At 67.1% G+C, this 16642-nt stretch carries 17 protein-coding genes; 4 read left to right on the top strand and 13 right to left on the bottom strand.

Annotated elements, in window-relative coordinates; all coding sequences use genetic code 11:
* The first annotated feature begins 126 nt into the window (after positions 1-126).
* Positions 127-798, top strand: coding sequence for a GntR family transcriptional regulator (locus AC6LJW_RS17015; RefSeq protein WP_056564764.1), 672 nt, complete (start codon positions 127-129; stop codon positions 796-798).
* 54 nt (positions 799-852) lie between these two features.
* Here the strand turns inward: AC6LJW_RS17015 and AC6LJW_RS17010 are convergent, their stop codons facing one another.
* The 4 genes from AC6LJW_RS17010 to AC6LJW_RS16995 are packed head-to-tail and all read right to left on the bottom strand — an operon-like array spanning position 853 to position 3813.
* Positions 853-1620, bottom strand: coding sequence for a LamB/YcsF family protein (locus AC6LJW_RS17010; RefSeq protein WP_105237168.1), 768 nt, complete (start codon positions 1618-1620; stop codon positions 853-855).
* Between the two features lie 13 nt (positions 1621-1633).
* A complete protein-coding gene (locus AC6LJW_RS17005; RefSeq protein WP_056564759.1) occupies positions 1634-2626 on the bottom strand; it encodes a 5-oxoprolinase subunit C family protein in 993 nt (330 codons plus the stop codon).
* The gene (gene pxpB / locus AC6LJW_RS17000; protein ID WP_498087824.1) at positions 2623-3357 is read right to left on the bottom strand and encodes a 5-oxoprolinase subunit PxpB; all 735 of its coding nucleotides are present in this window, start codon (positions 3355-3357) and stop codon (positions 2623-2625) included. The genes AC6LJW_RS17005 and pxpB overlap by 4 nt, the downstream gene beginning before the upstream one ends.
* 24 nt (positions 3358-3381) lie before the next feature.
* Positions 3382-3813 (bottom strand): VOC family protein, encoded by a 432-nt coding sequence (locus AC6LJW_RS16995; RefSeq protein WP_056564754.1) that lies wholly within the window; start codon positions 3811-3813, stop codon positions 3382-3384.
* Positions 3814-3964: 151 nt separating this feature from the next.
* On the opposite strand from AC6LJW_RS16995, the gene AC6LJW_RS16990 reads away from it, so the two are divergent.
* Positions 3965-4840, top strand: coding sequence for a LysR family transcriptional regulator (locus AC6LJW_RS16990; protein ID WP_498087834.1), 876 nt, complete (start codon positions 3965-3967; stop codon positions 4838-4840).
* Between the two features lie 296 nt (positions 4841-5136).
* On the opposite strand, the gene serA is transcribed toward AC6LJW_RS16990, so the two are convergent.
* The 9 genes from serA to phoB all read right to left on the bottom strand — a co-directional run bounded on the left by serA (position 5137) and on the right by phoB (position 14340).
* Positions 5137-6336: a phosphoglycerate dehydrogenase gene (gene serA, locus AC6LJW_RS16985; protein WP_056564751.1), complete on the bottom strand. Its 1200-nt coding sequence runs from the start codon at positions 6334-6336 to the stop codon at positions 5137-5139.
* 108 nt (positions 6337-6444) lie between these two features.
* Entirely contained in the window at positions 6445-6903 is a 459-nt protein-coding gene (locus AC6LJW_RS16980; protein ID WP_082578889.1) for a DUF411 domain-containing protein, read from the bottom strand.
* 43 nt (positions 6904-6946) lie between these two features.
* On the bottom strand, positions 6947-7891 hold the full coding sequence (locus AC6LJW_RS16975) for a copper resistance protein B (RefSeq protein ID WP_056564749.1): 945 nt from the start codon (positions 7889-7891) through the stop codon (positions 6947-6949).
* A 3-nt stretch (positions 7892-7894) separates the two neighbouring features.
* Entirely contained in the window at positions 7895-9616 is a 1722-nt protein-coding gene (locus tag AC6LJW_RS16970; protein WP_498087823.1) for a copper resistance system multicopper oxidase, read from the bottom strand.
* A gap of 1 nt (position 9617) precedes the next feature.
* Positions 9618-10103, bottom strand: coding sequence for a cupredoxin domain-containing protein (locus AC6LJW_RS16965; protein ID WP_056564743.1), 486 nt, complete (start codon positions 10101-10103; stop codon positions 9618-9620).
* A 73-nt stretch (positions 10104-10176) separates the two neighbouring features.
* The gene (locus AC6LJW_RS16960; RefSeq protein ID WP_062840249.1) at positions 10177-11568 is read right to left on the bottom strand and encodes a heavy metal sensor histidine kinase; all 1392 of its coding nucleotides are present in this window, start codon (positions 11566-11568) and stop codon (positions 10177-10179) included.
* Positions 11565-12269: a heavy metal response regulator transcription factor gene (locus AC6LJW_RS16955; RefSeq protein ID WP_427987206.1), complete on the bottom strand. Its 705-nt coding sequence runs from the start codon at positions 12267-12269 to the stop codon at positions 11565-11567. Before AC6LJW_RS16955 ends, AC6LJW_RS16960 begins: the two co-directional genes overlap by 4 nt.
* A 52-nt stretch (positions 12270-12321) precedes the next feature.
* Complete coding sequence (gene phoR / locus AC6LJW_RS16950) at positions 12322-13629, bottom strand: phosphate regulon sensor histidine kinase PhoR (protein WP_056564735.1); 1308 nt, start codon at positions 13627-13629, stop codon at positions 12322-12324.
* A 12-nt stretch (positions 13630-13641) separates the two neighbouring features.
* Positions 13642-14340 (bottom strand): phosphate regulon transcriptional regulator PhoB, encoded by a 699-nt coding sequence (gene phoB, locus AC6LJW_RS16945; protein WP_006227196.1) that lies wholly within the window; start codon positions 14338-14340, stop codon positions 13642-13644.
* Positions 14341-14502: 162 nt separating this feature from the next.
* Between phoB and ubiE the strand changes: the two genes are divergently transcribed.
* A complete protein-coding gene (ubiE, locus tag AC6LJW_RS16940; RefSeq protein ID WP_056564732.1) occupies positions 14503-15279 on the top strand; it encodes a bifunctional demethylmenaquinone methyltransferase/2-methoxy-6-polyprenyl-1,4-benzoquinol methylase UbiE in 777 nt (258 codons plus the stop codon).
* A 177-nt stretch (positions 15280-15456) separates the two neighbouring features.
* Positions 15457-16464: a Tim44 domain-containing protein gene (locus AC6LJW_RS16935; protein WP_056564729.1), complete on the top strand. Its 1008-nt coding sequence runs from the start codon at positions 15457-15459 to the stop codon at positions 16462-16464.
* The last annotated feature ends 178 nt before the right edge of the window (positions 16465-16642 follow it).

Raw genomic sequence — 16642 nt, 5'->3', positions numbered from 1 at the left:
CTACCCGGCGCCGGCCGCCAGACGCTGTGTCCATCGTGTGAAACATTAATTCTATTTCTGTTTCAATAGATTTCTAGTATCTTGTCACGGTCTCATAGCTTGCATACGCAGTAGAAGGGGAGCCGATTGGACGTCAAAGCGCCCGCCACGATTCCGTATTTCCTACAGGAACAGATTCGTGAGTTGATAGTGAACGGCACTATCCGGCCCGGGCAGCCGTTACGGGAACAGGAACTGGAACAGCGTTTCGGCACCAGCCGCAGCCCCATCCGGGAAGCGATGCGACTGCTGGAGCTGAGCGGTCTGGTGACGCACATCCAGCGCAAGGGCTTCCGGGTCACGCTCTATACCGAGACCCAGATCCGCCATCTGTACATGCTGCGCGCGGAGCTGGAAGCGTATTGCATCCGGCAGGTCGCGGAGATGCCCGATGTGGGCGCGCTGGTGGCCGAGCTGGACACGTTGCACGAGGCCATCGTCGCGGCCATGGACCGGTTGGACGCGCGCGGCTTCATTGCGGCATCGCGCGAGTTCTACCTGGCGGCCGCCCGCTACACCGGCAACGCCCCGCTGACCAGCATGCTCAGCAAGCTGTACGAACAGATTGAACCGCTGGGCTACATGCTGGCCCGGCAGTCGCTCGAGGCCAATAAGATTCCGGCCTACACGGACGGCATCATCCAGGCGCTCGGCAGTCGGGATTTCGACCGCGCGGCGGAACTGACCCGACGGTATGTGGTGGAAGTGCTGCCCGAGATCCTGAGCGCTTATCGCGAGGCGTCGCTGGATTCGGTGTAGGGATATGGCCCGGGATTCGCTGGGGCATCTGCCCCGGAACCCGGACAGCGGCCGTTAGCCGCGGGGCGGCGTGCGCACCTCGATGCCAGCCTGCTGCAGGGCGCTTCGGATGCCATCGGCGAAGACCAGCGCATTGGGCTGGTCGCCATGGATGCACAGCGTGTCGGCCTGCACCGGCACGTCCTTGCCGTCCACCGACCGCACCAGGCCTTCACGCACCATGCGCACGACCTGCGCCACCGCAATTTCCACGTCTTCGATCATGGCGCCCGCACGCGTGCGCGGCGTCAGCGAGCCGTCGTTTTGGTACGAGCGGTCGGCGAAGACTTCGTTGGCGCTGGCCAGGCCGATGGCGCGCGCCGCGTCGATCAGTTTGCTGCCCGCCAGGCCGTACAGGATCAGCGAGGCGTCCACGTCCTTGACCGCCTGGCAGATGGCCTTTGCCAGCGGCTCGTCCTTGGCCGCCATGTTGTAGAGGGCGCCATGCGCCTTCACGTGATGCAGCCGCGCGCCTTGCGAGGCCGCGACGCCGGCCAGCGCGCCGATCTGGTACACGACGATGTCGTAGGCCTCGTCCGGACTGATCTGGATGACGCGGCGGCCAAAACCCGCCAGGTCCTGCAGGCTGGGGTGGGCGCCCAGCGCGACCCCTCGCGCCAATGCCGCGGCCACGGTCTTGCGCATGGTGGCCGGGTCGCCGCCGTGAAAGCCACAGGCAATGTTGGCGGAGCTGACGAATTGCAGCACTGCGGCGTCGTTGCCCATGGTCCAGGCGCCATAGCTTTCGCCCATGTCGCAGTTCAGGTCGATGCGGGTGGTCATAACGGGTTCCTTTCTAGGCCAGCAGCGCGCGCAGCGGTTCCAGCGCGCCGTGCAGTTGGGCAAACGCGCGCTCGCGCTCGCCGTCCAGGCGCTGCGCTTCTTCCAGCTCGATCCGCTGAAAACGCAGCGTCTGGCCGGGCGCGGATTGCGCCAGCGCCGGCAGATCCACGGTGGCGATCTGCGCAATCTTGGGATAGCCGCCGGTGGTCTGCCGGTCGGCCATGAGGATGATGGCCTCGCCGCCCGAAGGCACCTGCACGGTACCGAAACAGGCCGCTTCCGACAGCATCTGACGTGGCTGGTTCATGGCGAGCGGCCGGCCGAGCAGGCGGTAGCCCATGCGGTCCGACTGCGGACTGATGCGGAAGTCCGATTCCGAAAACGCGCGGCGGCTGCTTTGCGAGAACTCCGGCCAGTGCACGCCAGGCAGAAAGCGGACGAATTCGCGCTGCTTGTTGCCCAGCGCCGCGGGCAGGTACACGCGCACGTTCGATAGGGCCTTCTGCAAGTCGGCGGCATCGCGTTCCGGCGCCAGCGGGCGGCGCAGGGGGACGACGTCGCCCTTGGCCAGGGCGCGTCCTTCAAAGCCGCCGAAGCCGCTGCGCAGGTACGTGGTTTCGCTGCCCATGACCGGCGTCAGCGCAAATCCGCCGTGCACGGCAAGATAGGCGCGCACGCCAGCAGCCGGCCGCGCGCCGAAGGCCAGCACGTCGCCCGTCCGCGCGATCAGCGGACGCAGCAGGGGAATGTCCTGGCCGTTCAGCGTGGCGCCCAGGTCGGCGCCGGCCAGCGCAAAACAGGCCGGTGCGTCGAAACGCAGCGTCGGGCCGGTCAGCGTGATTTCCAGCGTGGCCGGGTCGCCCTCGTTGCCCGCCAGGGCATTGGCAAGCCGGTGGGCGCGTTCGTCCATGGCGCCGGCCGCCGGAATGCCCTGATGCTGGTAGCCTTCGCGCCCGCGGTCCTGGAAACTGGACAGCATGCCCGGCTTGATCACCGTCATGCTCATGCTTGGCTCCCCAGGATGCGGTCGAATTCGTCCGGCGAAATCGGCACGAAGCGCACCGTATCGCCCGGCTGCAAGAGTGCTGCGGGTTCACGGGCCGGGTCGAACATGACGAGCGGCGTGGCGCCGATGATGTTCCAGCCGCCAGGCAGCCGGTTCGGGTAGATCACGGTCTGGCGGTTGGCGATGGCCACCGCGCCCGGCGGCACGGCCGTGCGGGGCGAGGGACGGCGGGGAATGTTCAGTTTTTCGTCGTGCACGCCCAGATAGGCATGCCCGGGGGCGAATCCCAGCATAAACACCATGCTGGGCGGCTCGGTGTGCAACTGGATGACGGCGTCGGGCGAGATGCGCGCCGCGCGGGCGACCTCGGCCAGGTCGGGGCCGTGTTCGCCGCCATAGCAGACGGGAATGTCGACCTCGCGTCCGCCCGCGTCGCCCGCAGGAATGCCGCCGGCCAGCAAGGCCTGGATGTGCTCAGAAAGCGAGGCGTAGGTGGGGCCTTCGCCCTGACCGCCGGGCCGGTAATGCACGGCCACGGCGACGAAGGAGGGGACGACATCGGTGACGCCCGGCAGCTGAGCGTCACGCAGCATGCGGGCGGCCGCCAGGCACGTGCGGCCGATGGCGGCGTCGATGTGTTCGCCGAAGGAAATGATCAGGCAGCGGTCACCCTGGGGCAGGATGCGCCAGCGGGTTTCGGCCGGAGAAAGTGGGTCTGAATTTACGTTCAACGGCACGAAACCTGTAGTGACGGGTTACTTGGCGAACAACGAGTCCATATTCTTGAACGCCTTGAATTCCAGCGCGTTGCCCGACGGATCCAGGAAGAACATGGTGGCCTGTTCGCCCACTTCGCCCTTGAAGCGGATGTAGGGTTCGATGACGAACTCGGTACCGGCGTCGTTCAGGCGCTTGGCCATGGCTTCCCATTGTTCCATGGAAAGCACGGCGCCGAAATGGCGCACGGGCACATTGTGCGAATCAACCGCACTGGTGGCTTTGTGGCCACACTCGCTGGGCGCCAGGTGAGCCACGATCTGGTGGCCGTAGAAATTGAAGTCGATCCATTCGGGCGAGCTGCGGCCCTCCGGACAGCCCAGCTTTTCGCCGTAGAAGGCGCGGGCTTCGGCCAGATCCCGCACGGGGAAGGCCAGGTGGAACGGCGGCAGGTTGGTTTGAGCGGACATGCAAGGCTCCGGGTCAGGCAAAGGAAAGATGATCGTTCGGGGTGGGCGACCGCTGCAATTGCGTCGGCGTTAGCGCCAGGACGTAGTTTAGGTATTGTTTTTTTTATAGCAAAACGATATTTTTCGAGTCTTAGCATCGAAAAAATTGATTGTGATCAAGGAATTCAAGACCTTCATCGCCGTGGCGCGGGATGGCACCTTTACTGGCGCGGGGGCGCAGTTGGGGCTGACGCAGTCCGCGGTCAGCGCCCAGATCCGGCGGCTGGAGGAATATCTGGGTGTCACGCTGTTTGACCGCAGTCCGCGCGCGGCCCTGCTGAACGCGCACGGCCGCGAGATGCTGCCCCAGGCCGAGGAACTGGTCGCCATGGCCGAGCGCATGGCCGCGCCGGCCGGCGCCGCCCATGTCAGCGGACTGCTGCGCATCGGGGCGATTGCCTCGGTGCAGCAGGATCTGCTGGTCCATGCCGTGGGCGAGTTCCGCGCGGAGTATCCCGACGTGCGCGTACGGATCGTGCCCGGTGTGTCGCTGTCGCTGCTGGGGCAGGTGGATGCTGGCGAAGTGGACCTGGCCGTGCTGATCCGCCCGCCTTTCGCCTTGCCGCCCGAGCTGGGATGGCAGCCGCTGATGAGCGAGCCGGTGATGCTGGCCATGCCCGAATCCATGCCGGTCGCGCCTTGGCGGGAGCTGCTGGCAACCCAGCCCTTCATCCGCTACGACCGCGCGTCGTTCGGCGGCCGGGTGGTGGATGTATTTCTGAAGAAGCACCGGATCACTGTGCATGAAGCCGTGGAGCTGGACGAGATCGAGGCCATCGCGGGAATGGTCCGGCACGGGCTGGGCGTGGCGCTGCTGCCCCGGCTGCGGCGTTTGGATATGACCGGGCTGCGGCTTCTGCCGCTGGACGAACACGCGTTTCACCGCGAAATCGGCATCATCGGCCGCCTGCCGTTCGACCCCGGCAGCGTCCGCGAGAAGATCGCGCAATGCCTGCACCGGGCGGCGGGTGATTCGGGAGGGGGCTGACTGCTTTGGATTGGGCCCTTGTGCGACGGCATCTGGATTGGGCCGGTGTCAGACACCCCGGGGAGCGCATGGATGGATTGACCGGCGTCTCGTAGGGGTGTCTGACACCTGGGGTGTTGGACACCTGGGGTGTTGGACACCTGGGGTGTCTGGCACCGGCCCAAGTTATCTCGACGCAGGTGTCTGACACCCATTGAGACGCCGCGACGAGCCCGCGACGGTAACCGCCGGGTGTCTGACACCGTCCCAAGCCATCTGATCAGCCAACAAAATAGCCCCCGAAGGGGCTCTTGTCTTTACAGCCGGTCGCAGCGGACCGTGATCGGGTGATCGCGCAAGGCCGTCATCACGATGTCGTCCACCTGGCCCTCCACGTCGGTGATCACGTAGCCGATCTGGCCGCGTGTCTGCAGGGTCTGGCTGACGATGTTCAGGCCGTGTTGCGCCATCAGGTTGTCCAGCGCGCCCAGCGCTCCGGGGGCATTGCGGTGCACGTGCAAAATGCGCGTGCCGCCGGCCTGTTCCAGATACGGCAGTTCGGGGAAGTTGACCGCGCCCTTGGTGGTGCCGGCTTGCAGGAAGCGCACGAGCTTTTCGGCGACTTCGCGGCCGATGTTCTCTTGGGATTCCTGCGTGCTGCCGCCGATGTGCGGGGTCAGGATGACGTTGGGCATGCCGATCAGCGGGCTGGCCAGCGGTTCGTCGGCGCTCTTGGGCTCGGTGGGGAACACGTCCAGCGCCGCGCCCGCCAGGTGGCCGGATTTCAGCGCCGCGTGCAGCGCGTTGATGTCCACGACCGCGCCGCGCGAGGCGTTGATCAGGATGGCGCCGCGGCGCATGCGTCCGATGGTTTCGGCGTTCATGATGTTTTCGGTGGACTTGCCGCCGGGCACGTGCAGCGTCACGACATCGGCCTGTTCCAGCAGGTCGTTCAGCGTGCCGGCGGGGCGGGCGTTGCCCAGCGGCAGCTTGGCCTCGACGTCGTGATAGATGACCCGCATGCCCAGGCTTTCGGCCAGGGTGCTGATCTGCGAGCCGATGTTGCCGTACCCGACGATGCCCAGCGTCTTGCCGCGCGTCTCAAAAGCGCCCGCGGCGCTCTTGTCCCAGTGGCCCTGATGGACCCGGGCGTTCTTTTCAGGAATCCGGCGCAGCAGCAGGATCGCCTCGCCCAGCACCAGTTCGGCGACCGAGCGTGTGTTGGAGAACGGCGCATTGAAGACCGGAATGCCGCGCTGCATGGCGGTGTCCAGGTCGACCTGGTTCGTGCCGATGCAGAAGCACCCGACGACGCGCAGGTCCGGGTTGCCGGACAGCAGGGCAGCGTCCAGGTGCGTGCGAGAACGGATCCCCGCCACTTGCACGCCGCGCAGGGCGTCGTGCAATTGCGCCGGCGGCAGGGCCGCGGCATGCGTGACGATATCGGTGTAACCGGCGGCCTCGAAGACGGCGCGAGCGCTCGGGTGGATGTTCTCGAACAGGACGATTTGTGCCATGACTGCCAAGGGGTGGGTAAGAAACGTAATTATTTATTGTGGACCATTTTTGCTGCGGTGCAAGGAGTAGCCATTGAGGCGTTGTGGATGAATTGTTTCAGGCCAGGCTTAGCGGTAGGCCTGAAAAACCTTGGCGCCGCCGCGCTTGTCGACCAGCACCACGTCGTGCGGCGTCTTGCGTCCGCCGTATTCCGGGCCGTCCATGCCCGGGGATCCCAGCGGCATGCCGGGGGCGGAAAGACCCGCCGCATCGGGCTTTTCGAGCAGCAGCCGGCGCACGTCGCTGGCCGGCACGTGGCCTTCGACCGCGTAGCCGTCCACCATCGCGGTGTGGCAGGAACCGTGGTCGGCCATGCCCGCGTTGCGGCGGATGGGCCCGGTGTCCTCGACGTCATGCGTGGTCACGGCAAAGCCGTTGTCGCGCATGTGCTTGACCCAATCCTCGCAGCAGCCGCAGGTGGGCGTCTTCCAGACCTCGACTTTCACGGGCGCCTGCGCGGCGGCAATCGCGGGAATGCTGAGGGCCGCGGCAAGGACGAGGCGGCGCGTAAGACGGGAAACGTTCATGATGCTCCGGGGGAATAAAGGGGGGTGTTCAGGCGCGGGCCGGTCAGAACCAGAACCGCACGCCCGCGATGACGGCTGCCTGCGATCGGCTCTCGCCGGCGTCCGAGGCATAGCTCGCCGTCTGGCCGAACTTCCGTTCAAAGGATACGCCAACGTAGGGAGCGAATTCGCGCGTGACCTCGTAACGCAGGCGCAGGGACAGGGATCCTTGGGACAGACCGGAGCCAATGCCGCGTTGCGGGTCGTTCTTGCCGTAGACGCTGGCTTGCAGTTCGGGCGTGAATATCAGGCGCTGGGTCAGCAGCAGATCGTACTCGGCCTTCAGCGCCAGGGCGCTGCGGCCTGACGGGCCTGCATAGGCGGTGGCCGTCAATTCAATGTTGTAGGGCAGTAAGCCCTCGACGCCGACCGCGGCCCAGTTGCGCTTGGGGCCTGCGCCGATGTCCCGGCGCGCACCCAGTTGCAGATCCCAGAAAGGCGAGATGGCGTGGCTCCAGAAGGCCTCGACCTTGCCGTCCGATCCGCCGCCGCTTTCGCGCTCGCCCTCGCTCTTGACGAGCAGGCGGTCCGTGGCGGTGCCGAACCAGAAGCGGCCATCCCACTCGAGCGCGTTCTGCCCGTCGCGATTGCGCGATGCGCCGAATTTGTCGAACAGCACCTGCCACGTGGGCGCGTTGTCCATCATGTGCGGATGGATGCCGTAGCTGTCGTAGCCGCGCGGGCCTTCGCCATCGCTTGCGGGCAGACTGCCGACGGGCGGGGCGCCTGCGGCTGGCGCGTCATGGTTCACTTCTGCATGGTCCATTCCCTGGTGGCTTTCCGGGCTGTCCGGTGACGGCGCTTGGCCGTGGTCCATTGAGCCATGGTCCATCCCGGTCATGCCGGCATGATCCATTTGCGCCGCTTGAGCCGCAGCCAAGGGGGACGCCAGCGCGAGGGCGATGGCGCAAAGGGCCGGCGCGTGTTTCTGGAAACTGATCGGCTTCATCGTTTACTCCACCACGACCGCCCTGAACATGCCGGCCTCCATGTGATACAGCAGATGGCAGTGGTAGGCCCAGTTCCCACGCGTGTCGGCGCTGACGCGATAGCTGATGCGCTGCGCCGGGTTCAGCGAGATCGTGTGCTTGCGGACCTGGAACGCGCCGTCCGGGGACTCCAGATCGCTCCACAGGCCGTGCAGATGGATGGGATGCGTCATCATCGTGTCGTTGACGAGCACGAAGCGCACGCGCTCGCCGTGGCGCAGCACGATGGGCCGCGCGTCCGAGAACTTCACGCCGTTGAGCGACCACATGTAGCGCTCCATGTTGCCCGTCAGGTGCAGCTCGATCTCGCGCGAGGGTGCGCGGTTGTCGTCGGGCTCCCGCACCGACCGCAAGTCCGCATACGTCAGCACGCGGCGGCCGTTGTCGCGCAGTCCGGGGCCGGGATCGTCCAGGCGCGTCGACACCACGTCAGGCAGCATGGAATTGCCCACGCCGCGCTCGGCGGGATAGGGGTGCCTGACCTCGACCATGCCGCCCTGGCCCGCGTCCAAGCCGTGCCCGGCGTGCCCGGCCGGCATCGGCTGCGACCCGCTCATGTCGTGGGCCATGCCCATGTCCATCATGCCCAGCACCTGCACACGGTCCATCTCGGGCACGCTTGCCTGCATGCCGGCGCGGGGCGCGAGCGTGGCGCGCGCATAGCCCGATCTATCCATGGCCTGCGAGAAGATCGTGTAGGCGCGGTCCTGCGCGGGCGTGACGATCACGTCATACGTTTCAGCTACGCCAATGCGAAATTCCTCGACATCCACGGGCCGGACATCCTGGCCGTCGGCGGCCACGACCGTCATCGTCAGGCCCGGGATCCGGACGTCGAAGTACGTCATGGCCGAGCCGTTGATGAACCGCAGCCGCACCCGCTCGCCCGGCTTGAAAAGGCCAGTCCAGTTGGCCGCGGGCGTGGCGCCGTTGGTGAGGTAGGTGTAGGTGGCGCCGGACACGTCAGCCAGATCCGTCGGATTCATGCGCATGCGTTCCCACATCAGCCGATCGGCAAGCGCCGCGCGCCATCCCCTGTCCCCGGCGTTGTCCGCCAGGCTTTGCATGCTGGGCTGGATGCGGTTGTAGTAATCCGGCATCACCTTCAGCTTGTCGAACACGCGCATCGGGTCTTCGTCCGTCCAGTCCGACAGCAGCACCGTGTAGTCGCGGTCGGAGGCGATGGGATCGCGGTGGCGTGGGTCGATGACGATAGCGCCATACAGGCCCGTCTGTTCCTGGAATCCCGAGTGGCTGTGATACCAGTAGGTGCCGCTTTGGCGCACGTCAAAGCGGTACGTGAACGTCTGGCCGGGGTCGATGCCGGCAAAGCTCAGGCCGGGCACGCCATCCATGCCGGTGGGCAGCAGGATGCCGTGCCAATGGATGGAGGTCTGCTCGCGCAGCCGGTTGGTGACGTGCAGCGTCACCGTATCGCCCTCGCGCCAGCGTAGCTGCGGCGCGGGCAGGCGGCCGTTGACCGTGGTGGCCACGCGCGCGGCGCCCGTGAAGTTCACGGGCGTCTCGCCGATCTCCAGGTGAAACTCGGTGCCGCGCAGTTCGGCGGCCGCCGCTGCGCCGGACTGGGCCGATGCATGGCGCCAGCCGCCCAGGGCGGCGAGCGCGCCGCCGGCGGCCAGGCCCTGCACGAAGCGGCGGCGGGTCGTGAGCATGTGCGCCGTCATGTCACAGCACCGAGACGGCGCCCTTCATGCCAGCGCCATAATGGCCTGGCTCCAGGCAGCCGAAGGACACCGTGCCGGCCTTGCCGAAGCGCCAGACAATCTGGCCGCTTTTGCCGGCGTCCAGCGACACCGCGTTGGGTTCCTCGTGGCGCATGCCGGGGTCCTTCATCATCATGGCGTAATGCGCCTTCAGGTCGGCGTCGGTGCCCAGCACGAGTTCGTGCCGGATCTTCCCGGAATTGCGCACGTTCAGCCGCACGGTTTCGCCGGCCTTGACGTCGATGCTGGCGGGCGAGAAGCGCATGGCGTCGGTCATGTCGACGTCAATGGTGCGCGTGACGCGGGCGGGATCGCCCGGCGCGCCGATGGGCGCGGCCGCCGCGGACGGGGCGTGGCCGCCGTGCGCATGGTCGCCTGCAGCGAACGCGGCGCCGGACATCATCAGCGCCAATGCGGCGGCGCAAGTGCGTAACAGGGTGCCTTTCACGGGAATCCTTGCAATGGAAATGGGCGTGATGACACTGTAGGAAGACCAGGGTGACCCGATCCTGTCACGCAGATTACGTTTTTGTAATGTTCGCGGCCGGCCCCGGGTTGTTGAAGGTGATGCCGACCACGGTGCCGGCGGCGCCGGACGCCGCATCCACGTCGCCGCCGTGCATGCGGGCAATGGCGCGAACGATGGCCAGGCCCAGGCCGTGACCTTCGCTGCGTGGCGCGCGCGTCTGGCCGGAGCGGAAAAAGCGGTCGAAGATCCGGGGCAGGTCCGCGGGCGGGATAGGCGTGCCGGGGTTGTGGACCGTGACCCGCGCCCCGCGCGCGGTGGGGGTGCACGTCAGCACGATCTCGCCGCCTGGCGGCGTCGCCTTGATGGCGTTGGAGATCAGGTTGGCCAGCGCGCGGCGCGCCAGCCCCCGGTTGGCGGCCACGGTGGCGTCGCCCACGCAGCGCAGGCGCACGGCGTGCTCTTCCAGCGTGGCCTCGTAGTATTCGGCGACGCGCCGGGCTTCGGCGGCCAGCGACACGGGCGCCAGGTCGGCGGCGCGCTCGCCGCGGTCGGCGCGCGCCAGGAACAGCATGTCGTTCACCAGCGTCTTCAGGTCTTCCAGTTCTTCCAGATTGGATTCCAGCGCGTCTCGCAGCTCGGCCGCATCGCGCGGCGACGACAGCATGACCTGCGTGCCATTGATGAGGGTCGCCAGCGGCGTGCGCAGTTCGTGCGCGACATCGGCGTTAAAGCCCTCCATCTGCTGGTAGGCGGCCTGCAGCCGGTCCAGCGTGCGGTTGAAGGACCGCACCAGTTCATGCAGTTCGCGGTCGGTGTCTTGCAGCGGCAGGCGGCGCGCCAGGTTGTCGGGCTGAATGGCCGCGGCCTGCCCGGACAGCCGCCGCGCGGGCGCCATGCTGCGCCGCACGGCCCAGGCGGCCAGGACGACCGTCGCGCCCACCCACAACGCGCAGATCAGCGCCAGCGCCGTGCCGTAGGCATAGAGGAATTGCGCGCTGGTGCGCGTGCTGACCGCCACGGTCAACTGCGCGCCGGGCAGGATGCGATCGTTCATGGCAACGCGCAGGCCGCGCATGCGCCCGCCATCCGGCGTCTGCAAGAGGACCTGCCGGCCATCCGTGGTTTCCAGCGTTTCGGGCGCGGCGCCGCCGTAGACAGCCTGGCCCTGCGCGTCCACGATCCAGATGCCCAGTTGCCCCTGGCCCGCGCGCATCTCGTCGAAGGTGGCCGCCAGGTCGTGCAGGCCGCTCGCGCTGTTCTGCATGTCGATCAAGTGATCGATGAGCTCGAGCTTGCCGCTGACTTCGGTGATCTCCTGGCGCTCGACTTCGCGCTTGAGCGCCCAGAAAAGGGTGGCGCCCGCCACGCTGGAAACAAATAGCGCGATGGCGCCCAGCAGCAGCGTCAGCCGCGCTTGCATGGAGCGCACGCGGGGGCGGCTCATCCGGCGTGGCCGTCAGCGGGGCGATCCCCCGCGGGGCGCGATTCCAGCACGTATCCCATGCCGCGCACGGTGTGCAGCAGCTTCGTGGCGTAGGGATCGTCCAGCTTGCCGCGCAGGCGCCGCACCGCGACGTCGATGACGTTGGTGTCGCTGTCGAAGTTCATGTCCCAGACTTGTTCGGCCAGGGTGGTGCGCGACAGCACCTGCCCCTGGCGGCGCAACAGTAGCGCCAGCAGGCTGAATTCCTTGGCGGTCAGGTCCAGCCGCTGGCCGCCGCGCTGGGCGCGCCGGCGCGCCAGATCCAGCTCCAGGTCCGCCAGCCGCAGCAGCGTGGGCTCCTGCGAGCGGCCGCGGCGCAGCAGCGCATGCACCCGCGCCAAGAGCTCCGAGAACGCGAAGGGTTTCACCAGGTAGTCGTCGGCGCCGCCCTCCAGGCCGCGGACCCGGTCTTCCACCGCGTCGCGGGCCGTCAGCATCAGGATGGGGGTGTCCTTGTGCGCGCGCACCGAGGCCAGGATCTCGAAGCCGTCCACGCCGGGCAGCATCACGTCCAGCACGATGAGGTCGTACGCGCCTTCGAGCGCGAGGTGGCGGCCGTCCACGCCGTCGCGCGCCACGTCTACGACGTGGCTTTGCTCCGACAGTCCCTTCTTCAGGTAGTCGGCCAATTTGGGTTCGTCTTCGATGACCAGGATGCGCATGGCCAAAAATTTACCACCCGCGCGCCGCCGTCAGGCAGGCAGGCGGGCGGGATCACGCCGTTTCGGCGATGGCGATGCGGTCGGCGGGAAAGCGCAGCGAGAAGACGCTGCCCTTGCCGGGTTCGCTGGTGATGAGCAGTTCGGCGTCGTGCCGCATGGCGATGTGCTTGGTGATCGCCAGGCCCAGGCCGGTGCCGCCGACGGCGCGCGACCGGCCCCGGTCCACGCGGTAAAAGCGTTCGGTCAGGCGCGGCAGATGGCGCGCCGGAATGCCGATGCCGGTGTCCTTGACGCTGTAGCATGCGCCGCCTTCGGGGTCGCGCTCCCAGCGCACGGTGATGGTGCCGCCGTCCGGCGTGTAGCGCACGGCGTTGGTCAGCAGGTTGGAAAGCGCCGAGGTCAGTTCGTTTTCGGCACCCAGCACGTCCAGGGTTTCATCGATGTGCCAGACCAGTTGATGACGGCCGCCCGACAACGCCTCGATCTGCTGGCGCGCCTTTTGCAGCAGCGCGCCCATGTTGACGGCGCGCGGATCGCTGCCCGGCGACGATTCCAATGTGGACAGCGTCAGCAGGTCTTCCACGATGGCCTGCATGCGGTGCGCCTGCTCGTGCATCATGTCGATGTACTGCTCGCGCTGTTCTTTGGGCAGCGCGTCGTCGGGCATGTCGCGCAGCGTTTCCAGAAAGCCCGCCAGCACCGTCAGCGGCGTGCGCAGTTCGTGCGAGACGTTGGCCACGAAGTCGCGGCGCGTGGTTTCCAGGCGCTCGATCTGCGTGACGTCGCGGGTGATGAGCAGGCGCTGGTTGCTGGCGTAGGCCGTCAGTTGCATCATCATCAGCCGTTCCTGGCCCTGCTGCCCCAGCCGCACCAGGATGGGTTCCGGCCACGACGGGCGATGCGCGTACTCCACGAATTCCGGCGCGCGCAGCAGGTTCAGGAGGTTATGTCCGCGGTCGGCCGGCAGTCGCAAGCCCAGATGCTGGCGCGCCATGCGGTTGCACCAGTCGATCTGGAAATCCTCGTTCAGCGTGACGGCGCCGTCGGGCAGGGCCTGGGCAGCAGCCAGCATCCCTTGCATGGTGTCGCGGGTTTCGGTCAGTTCACGCGCGCGGGCGCGGGTGTACCGATAGAGCGGAGCAAGAATGTCGTCCCAGGGGCCGACGGACGCGGGCGGGGCGGAGTCGGGCTGATTGGCCCAGCGGGAGACCAGCGTCAGCCGCCAGCTGCGCCATAGCAGCATGGCGGTCAGCGAGGCCGAAAAAACGACCCAGCCCGCGGGATCTCCAATGAGCCATTGCGCCAATAACGCAACCACCGCCCACAGGGCGACAAATATAAGAGTGCGCAGCCAGATCATCGTGCGCCAGTTTTACCGCGTCGGGAGCTGTGCCGTAAACCGATAGCCGCTGCCACGGACCGTTTCCACGTGTGCGTCATGGCCGCTGGGTTCCAGGGCCTTGCGCAGGCGGCGGATGTGCACGTCGACCGTGCGTTCTTCCACGAAGACGTGGTCGCCCCAGACCTGGTCCAGCAACTGCGAGCGCGAGAACACGCGCTCGGGGTGCGTCATGAAGAAGTGGAGCAGGCGGAATTCGGTGGGCCCGATTTGCAAGGACTGGCTGTTGCCCGACAGGCGATGCGTCACCGGATCGAGTTTGAGGCCGCCGACGTCGATGACGTCGTCAGTCAGCTGCGGCGCGCGGCGGCGCAGCACGGCCTTGATGCGGGCCATCAGCTCCTTGGGCGAGAAGGGCTTGGTGATGTAGTCATCGGCGCCGGCCTCCAGGCCGTCCACCTTGTCCTGCTCGGAGCCCTTGGCGGTCAGCATGATGACCGGGACGGCGCGGGTGCGCTCGTCGTTGCGCAGCTTGCGCGCCATGGCCAGGCCGGACGTTCCCGGGAGCATCCAATCCAGCAGGATCAGATCGGGAAGCTCGGCGCGGATCAGCGTCTGGGCCTGGTCGGCGTCGAAGGCGCGCAGCACCTTGTGGCCAGCGAAGGACAGGTTGACGGCGATCAGTTCCTGGATGGCGGGTTCGTCTTCGACGACGAGGATGGTGCTGGACATATCGAATTGGGCACACTTCTGAGCGCCGGCGCGGCGCGAACATTGCGATAGTATGGCCGCAATATTTCAGGTATGTGACCGCAGCGCGTCATTCGGCGGGTCCGGCACGCCGCAGGCGCGCGCCCGATAGGCTACCATTGACCGATATATCGGGAATTCACCATGCAAAACCCCTCCGAATCGCAACAATCCGCCGGTTCCGGCTCGACCTCCACGCACTTCGGCTTCCAGTCGGTCCCCGAAGGCGAAAAGGCCCGCAAGGTCGCCGAAGTCTTCCATTCAGTCGCCCAGCGCTACGACGTCATGAACGATTTCATGTCGGCGGGCCTGCATCGCGTCTGGAAGGCCTTCACCATCGGCCGCGCCGCCATCCGTCCCGGCATGAAGGTGCTGGACATCGCCGGCGGCACGGGCGATCTGGCGCGCGCGTTCGCCAAGCGCGCCGGCCCCACGGGCGAGGTCTGGCTGACCGACATCAACGATTCCATGCTGCGCGTCGGCCGTGACCGCCTGACCGACGCTGGCCTGCTGGTGCCCACCGCCGTGTGCGACGCCGAGCGCCTGCCGTTCCCCACCGGTTATTTCGACCGCGTCAGCGTGGCCTTCGGCCTGCGCAACATGACCCACAAGGACCGTGCCCTGGCCGAAATGACCCGGGTGCTCAAGCCGGGCGGCAAGCTGCTCGTCCTGGAGTTCTCGCGCATCGCCAAGCCGCTGTCCCCCGCGTACGACTGGTATTCCTTCAACGTGCTGCCGTGGTTGGGCAAGAAGATCGCCAAGGACGAGGCCAGCTATCGTTACCTGGCCGAATCCATCCGCATGCACCCCGACCAAGAGACCCTGGCCGACATGCTGCGCACCGCCGGCCTGGAGCGGGTGCAATATTTCAACCTGACAGCCGGCATCGCCGCGCTGCACGAAGGCGTGCGCCTGGGCTGACGCCCGGCGTCCACGGCGTGTTTCGCCATCCCGCGGGGAACTTGTGGGGCGGCGGCTTGTCCGTTATTCTTACGCCATTCAGATTACTGTAAGAAAAGTCGCGCAGATGGTCTCGCGTATTGCGAGGCCCTCCCGTTGCTCGGGGCAGCGGGGGCGCGAGTACGAGGGAGCAAACCTATGTCCAAATTCTGTCTTTCGCGCTTTGTCGCGGCAGCGCTCATCGCCGTTTCGGGCGCTGCGCTGGTGACGGCGTCGTTTGACGCTGAAGCCCGCCGCGCCGGCGGCGGTTCCAGCGTGGGCCGTCAATCCTCCAACGTCACGACGCAGCGTCAGGCCACGACGCCGCCGGCTGCCAACAGCAACACCGCGGGCGCCACCGCCGCGCCGGCAGCCGCCGGTGCCGCCACGGCCGGCGCAGCGGGCGCCGCCGCCAAGAGCGGCGCTTCGCGTTGGCTGGGTCCCATCGCCGGCATCGCCGCCGGTCTGGGCATCGCCGCGCTGCTCTCCAGCATGGGCCTGTCGGGCGCGTTCCTGGAATTCCTGTCGTCCGCGCTGCTGATCGCCGCCGTGGTCTTTGCCGTCATGTTCATCATCCGCCGCCTGCGTGGCGCCGGTCCGCGCACTGCCCCCCAGGGCGCATTTGGCGGCAACAACAACGCCTCGGGCCAGCAACAGCAGCCGATGTGGCGTGAAGCGCTGAAGCCGGGCGCCGCCGCGCCCGCAGCCGCCGCACCGGTGGCCGCCGCTCCCATCGAGCCGCCGGCCGTCCTGCCCAAGGCGGGCGATGACAACAACTGGTTCGTGCCGGGCGATTTCGACACGCCGGCCTTCCTGAAGCAAGCCAAGGAACAGTTCGTCCGCATCCAGGCCGTCTGGGACAGCGGCAGCACCGACGGTCTGCGTGAATTCCTGACCGACGACCTGATCACCGAACTCAAGCCGCAACTGGCCGAGCGCGGCGCGGCGCCCAACAAGACCGAAGTGGTCCTGCTGAACGCCGAGATGCTGGGCATCGAAACCGTCTCCGACGGTCACCTGGCCAGCGTGCGCTTCTCGGGCATGCTGCGCGAGGCCCCGGGCGCCGAGGCTTTCCGCTTCGAAGAAGTCTGGAACCTGTTCAAGCCGGCCAATGGCGGCTGGTTGCTGGCCGGCATCCAGCAGATCCCGGTGGAAAACGCCAGCTAATCCCTGGCGGTCCGGCTCGACCGGCCCTCTGCCGCGGACGCCGTCACGGCGTCCGCATGAACCGGCCCCCAAAGGGCCGGTTTTTCATGTGCCTTCCGCAAAACAGGCTCCCATCTAACCCGTTACACTCCCGATTTACCCATCAACTACGGCAAGCCCCCTGGGGACTTTGCAACCG

The sequence above is a fragment of the Achromobacter sp. 1012554356 genome, from assembly GCF_059760815.1.
Note: the sequence above shows the minus strand (reverse complement) of the source record. Positions and strands in the feature narration are given on the sequence as shown.

Coding starts and splice junctions, on each gene's coding strand:
- AC6LJW_RS16955 (WP_427987206.1), bottom strand. CDS start 12,269: ATGCGCATCCTGGTCATCGAAGACGAACCCAAATTGGCCGACTACCTG.
- AC6LJW_RS17005 (WP_056564759.1), bottom strand. CDS start 2,626: ATGAGCATGACGGTGATCAAGCCGGGCATGCTGTCCAGTTTCCAGGAC.
- AC6LJW_RS17010 (WP_105237168.1), bottom strand. CDS start 1,620: ATGACCACCCGCATCGACCTGAACTGCGACATGGGCGAAAGCTATGGC.
- AC6LJW_RS16970 (WP_498087823.1), bottom strand. CDS start 9,616: ATGACGGCGCACATGCTCACGACCCGCCGCCGCTTCGTGCAGGGCCTG.
- AC6LJW_RS16960 (WP_062840249.1), bottom strand. CDS start 11,568: ATGAGCCGCCCCCGCGTGCGCTCCATGCAAGCGCGGCTGACGCTGCTG.
- ubiE (WP_056564732.1), top strand. CDS start 14,503: ATGCAAAACCCCTCCGAATCGCAACAATCCGCCGGTTCCGGCTCGACC.
- AC6LJW_RS16975 (WP_056564749.1), bottom strand. CDS start 7,891: ATGAAGCCGATCAGTTTCCAGAAACACGCGCCGGCCCTTTGCGCCATC.
- AC6LJW_RS16995 (WP_056564754.1), bottom strand. CDS start 3,813: ATGTCCGCTCAAACCAACCTGCCGCCGTTCCACCTGGCCTTCCCCGTG.
- phoB (WP_006227196.1), bottom strand. CDS start 14,340: ATGTCCAGCACCATCCTCGTCGTCGAAGACGAACCCGCCATCCAGGAA.
- AC6LJW_RS16935 (WP_056564729.1), top strand. CDS start 15,457: ATGTCCAAATTCTGTCTTTCGCGCTTTGTCGCGGCAGCGCTCATCGCC.
- phoR (WP_056564735.1), bottom strand. CDS start 13,629: ATGATCTGGCTGCGCACTCTTATATTTGTCGCCCTGTGGGCGGTGGTT.
- serA (WP_056564751.1), bottom strand. CDS start 6,336: ATGGCACAAATCGTCCTGTTCGAGAACATCCACCCGAGCGCTCGCGCC.
- AC6LJW_RS16980 (WP_082578889.1), bottom strand. CDS start 6,903: ATGAACGTTTCCCGTCTTACGCGCCGCCTCGTCCTTGCCGCGGCCCTC.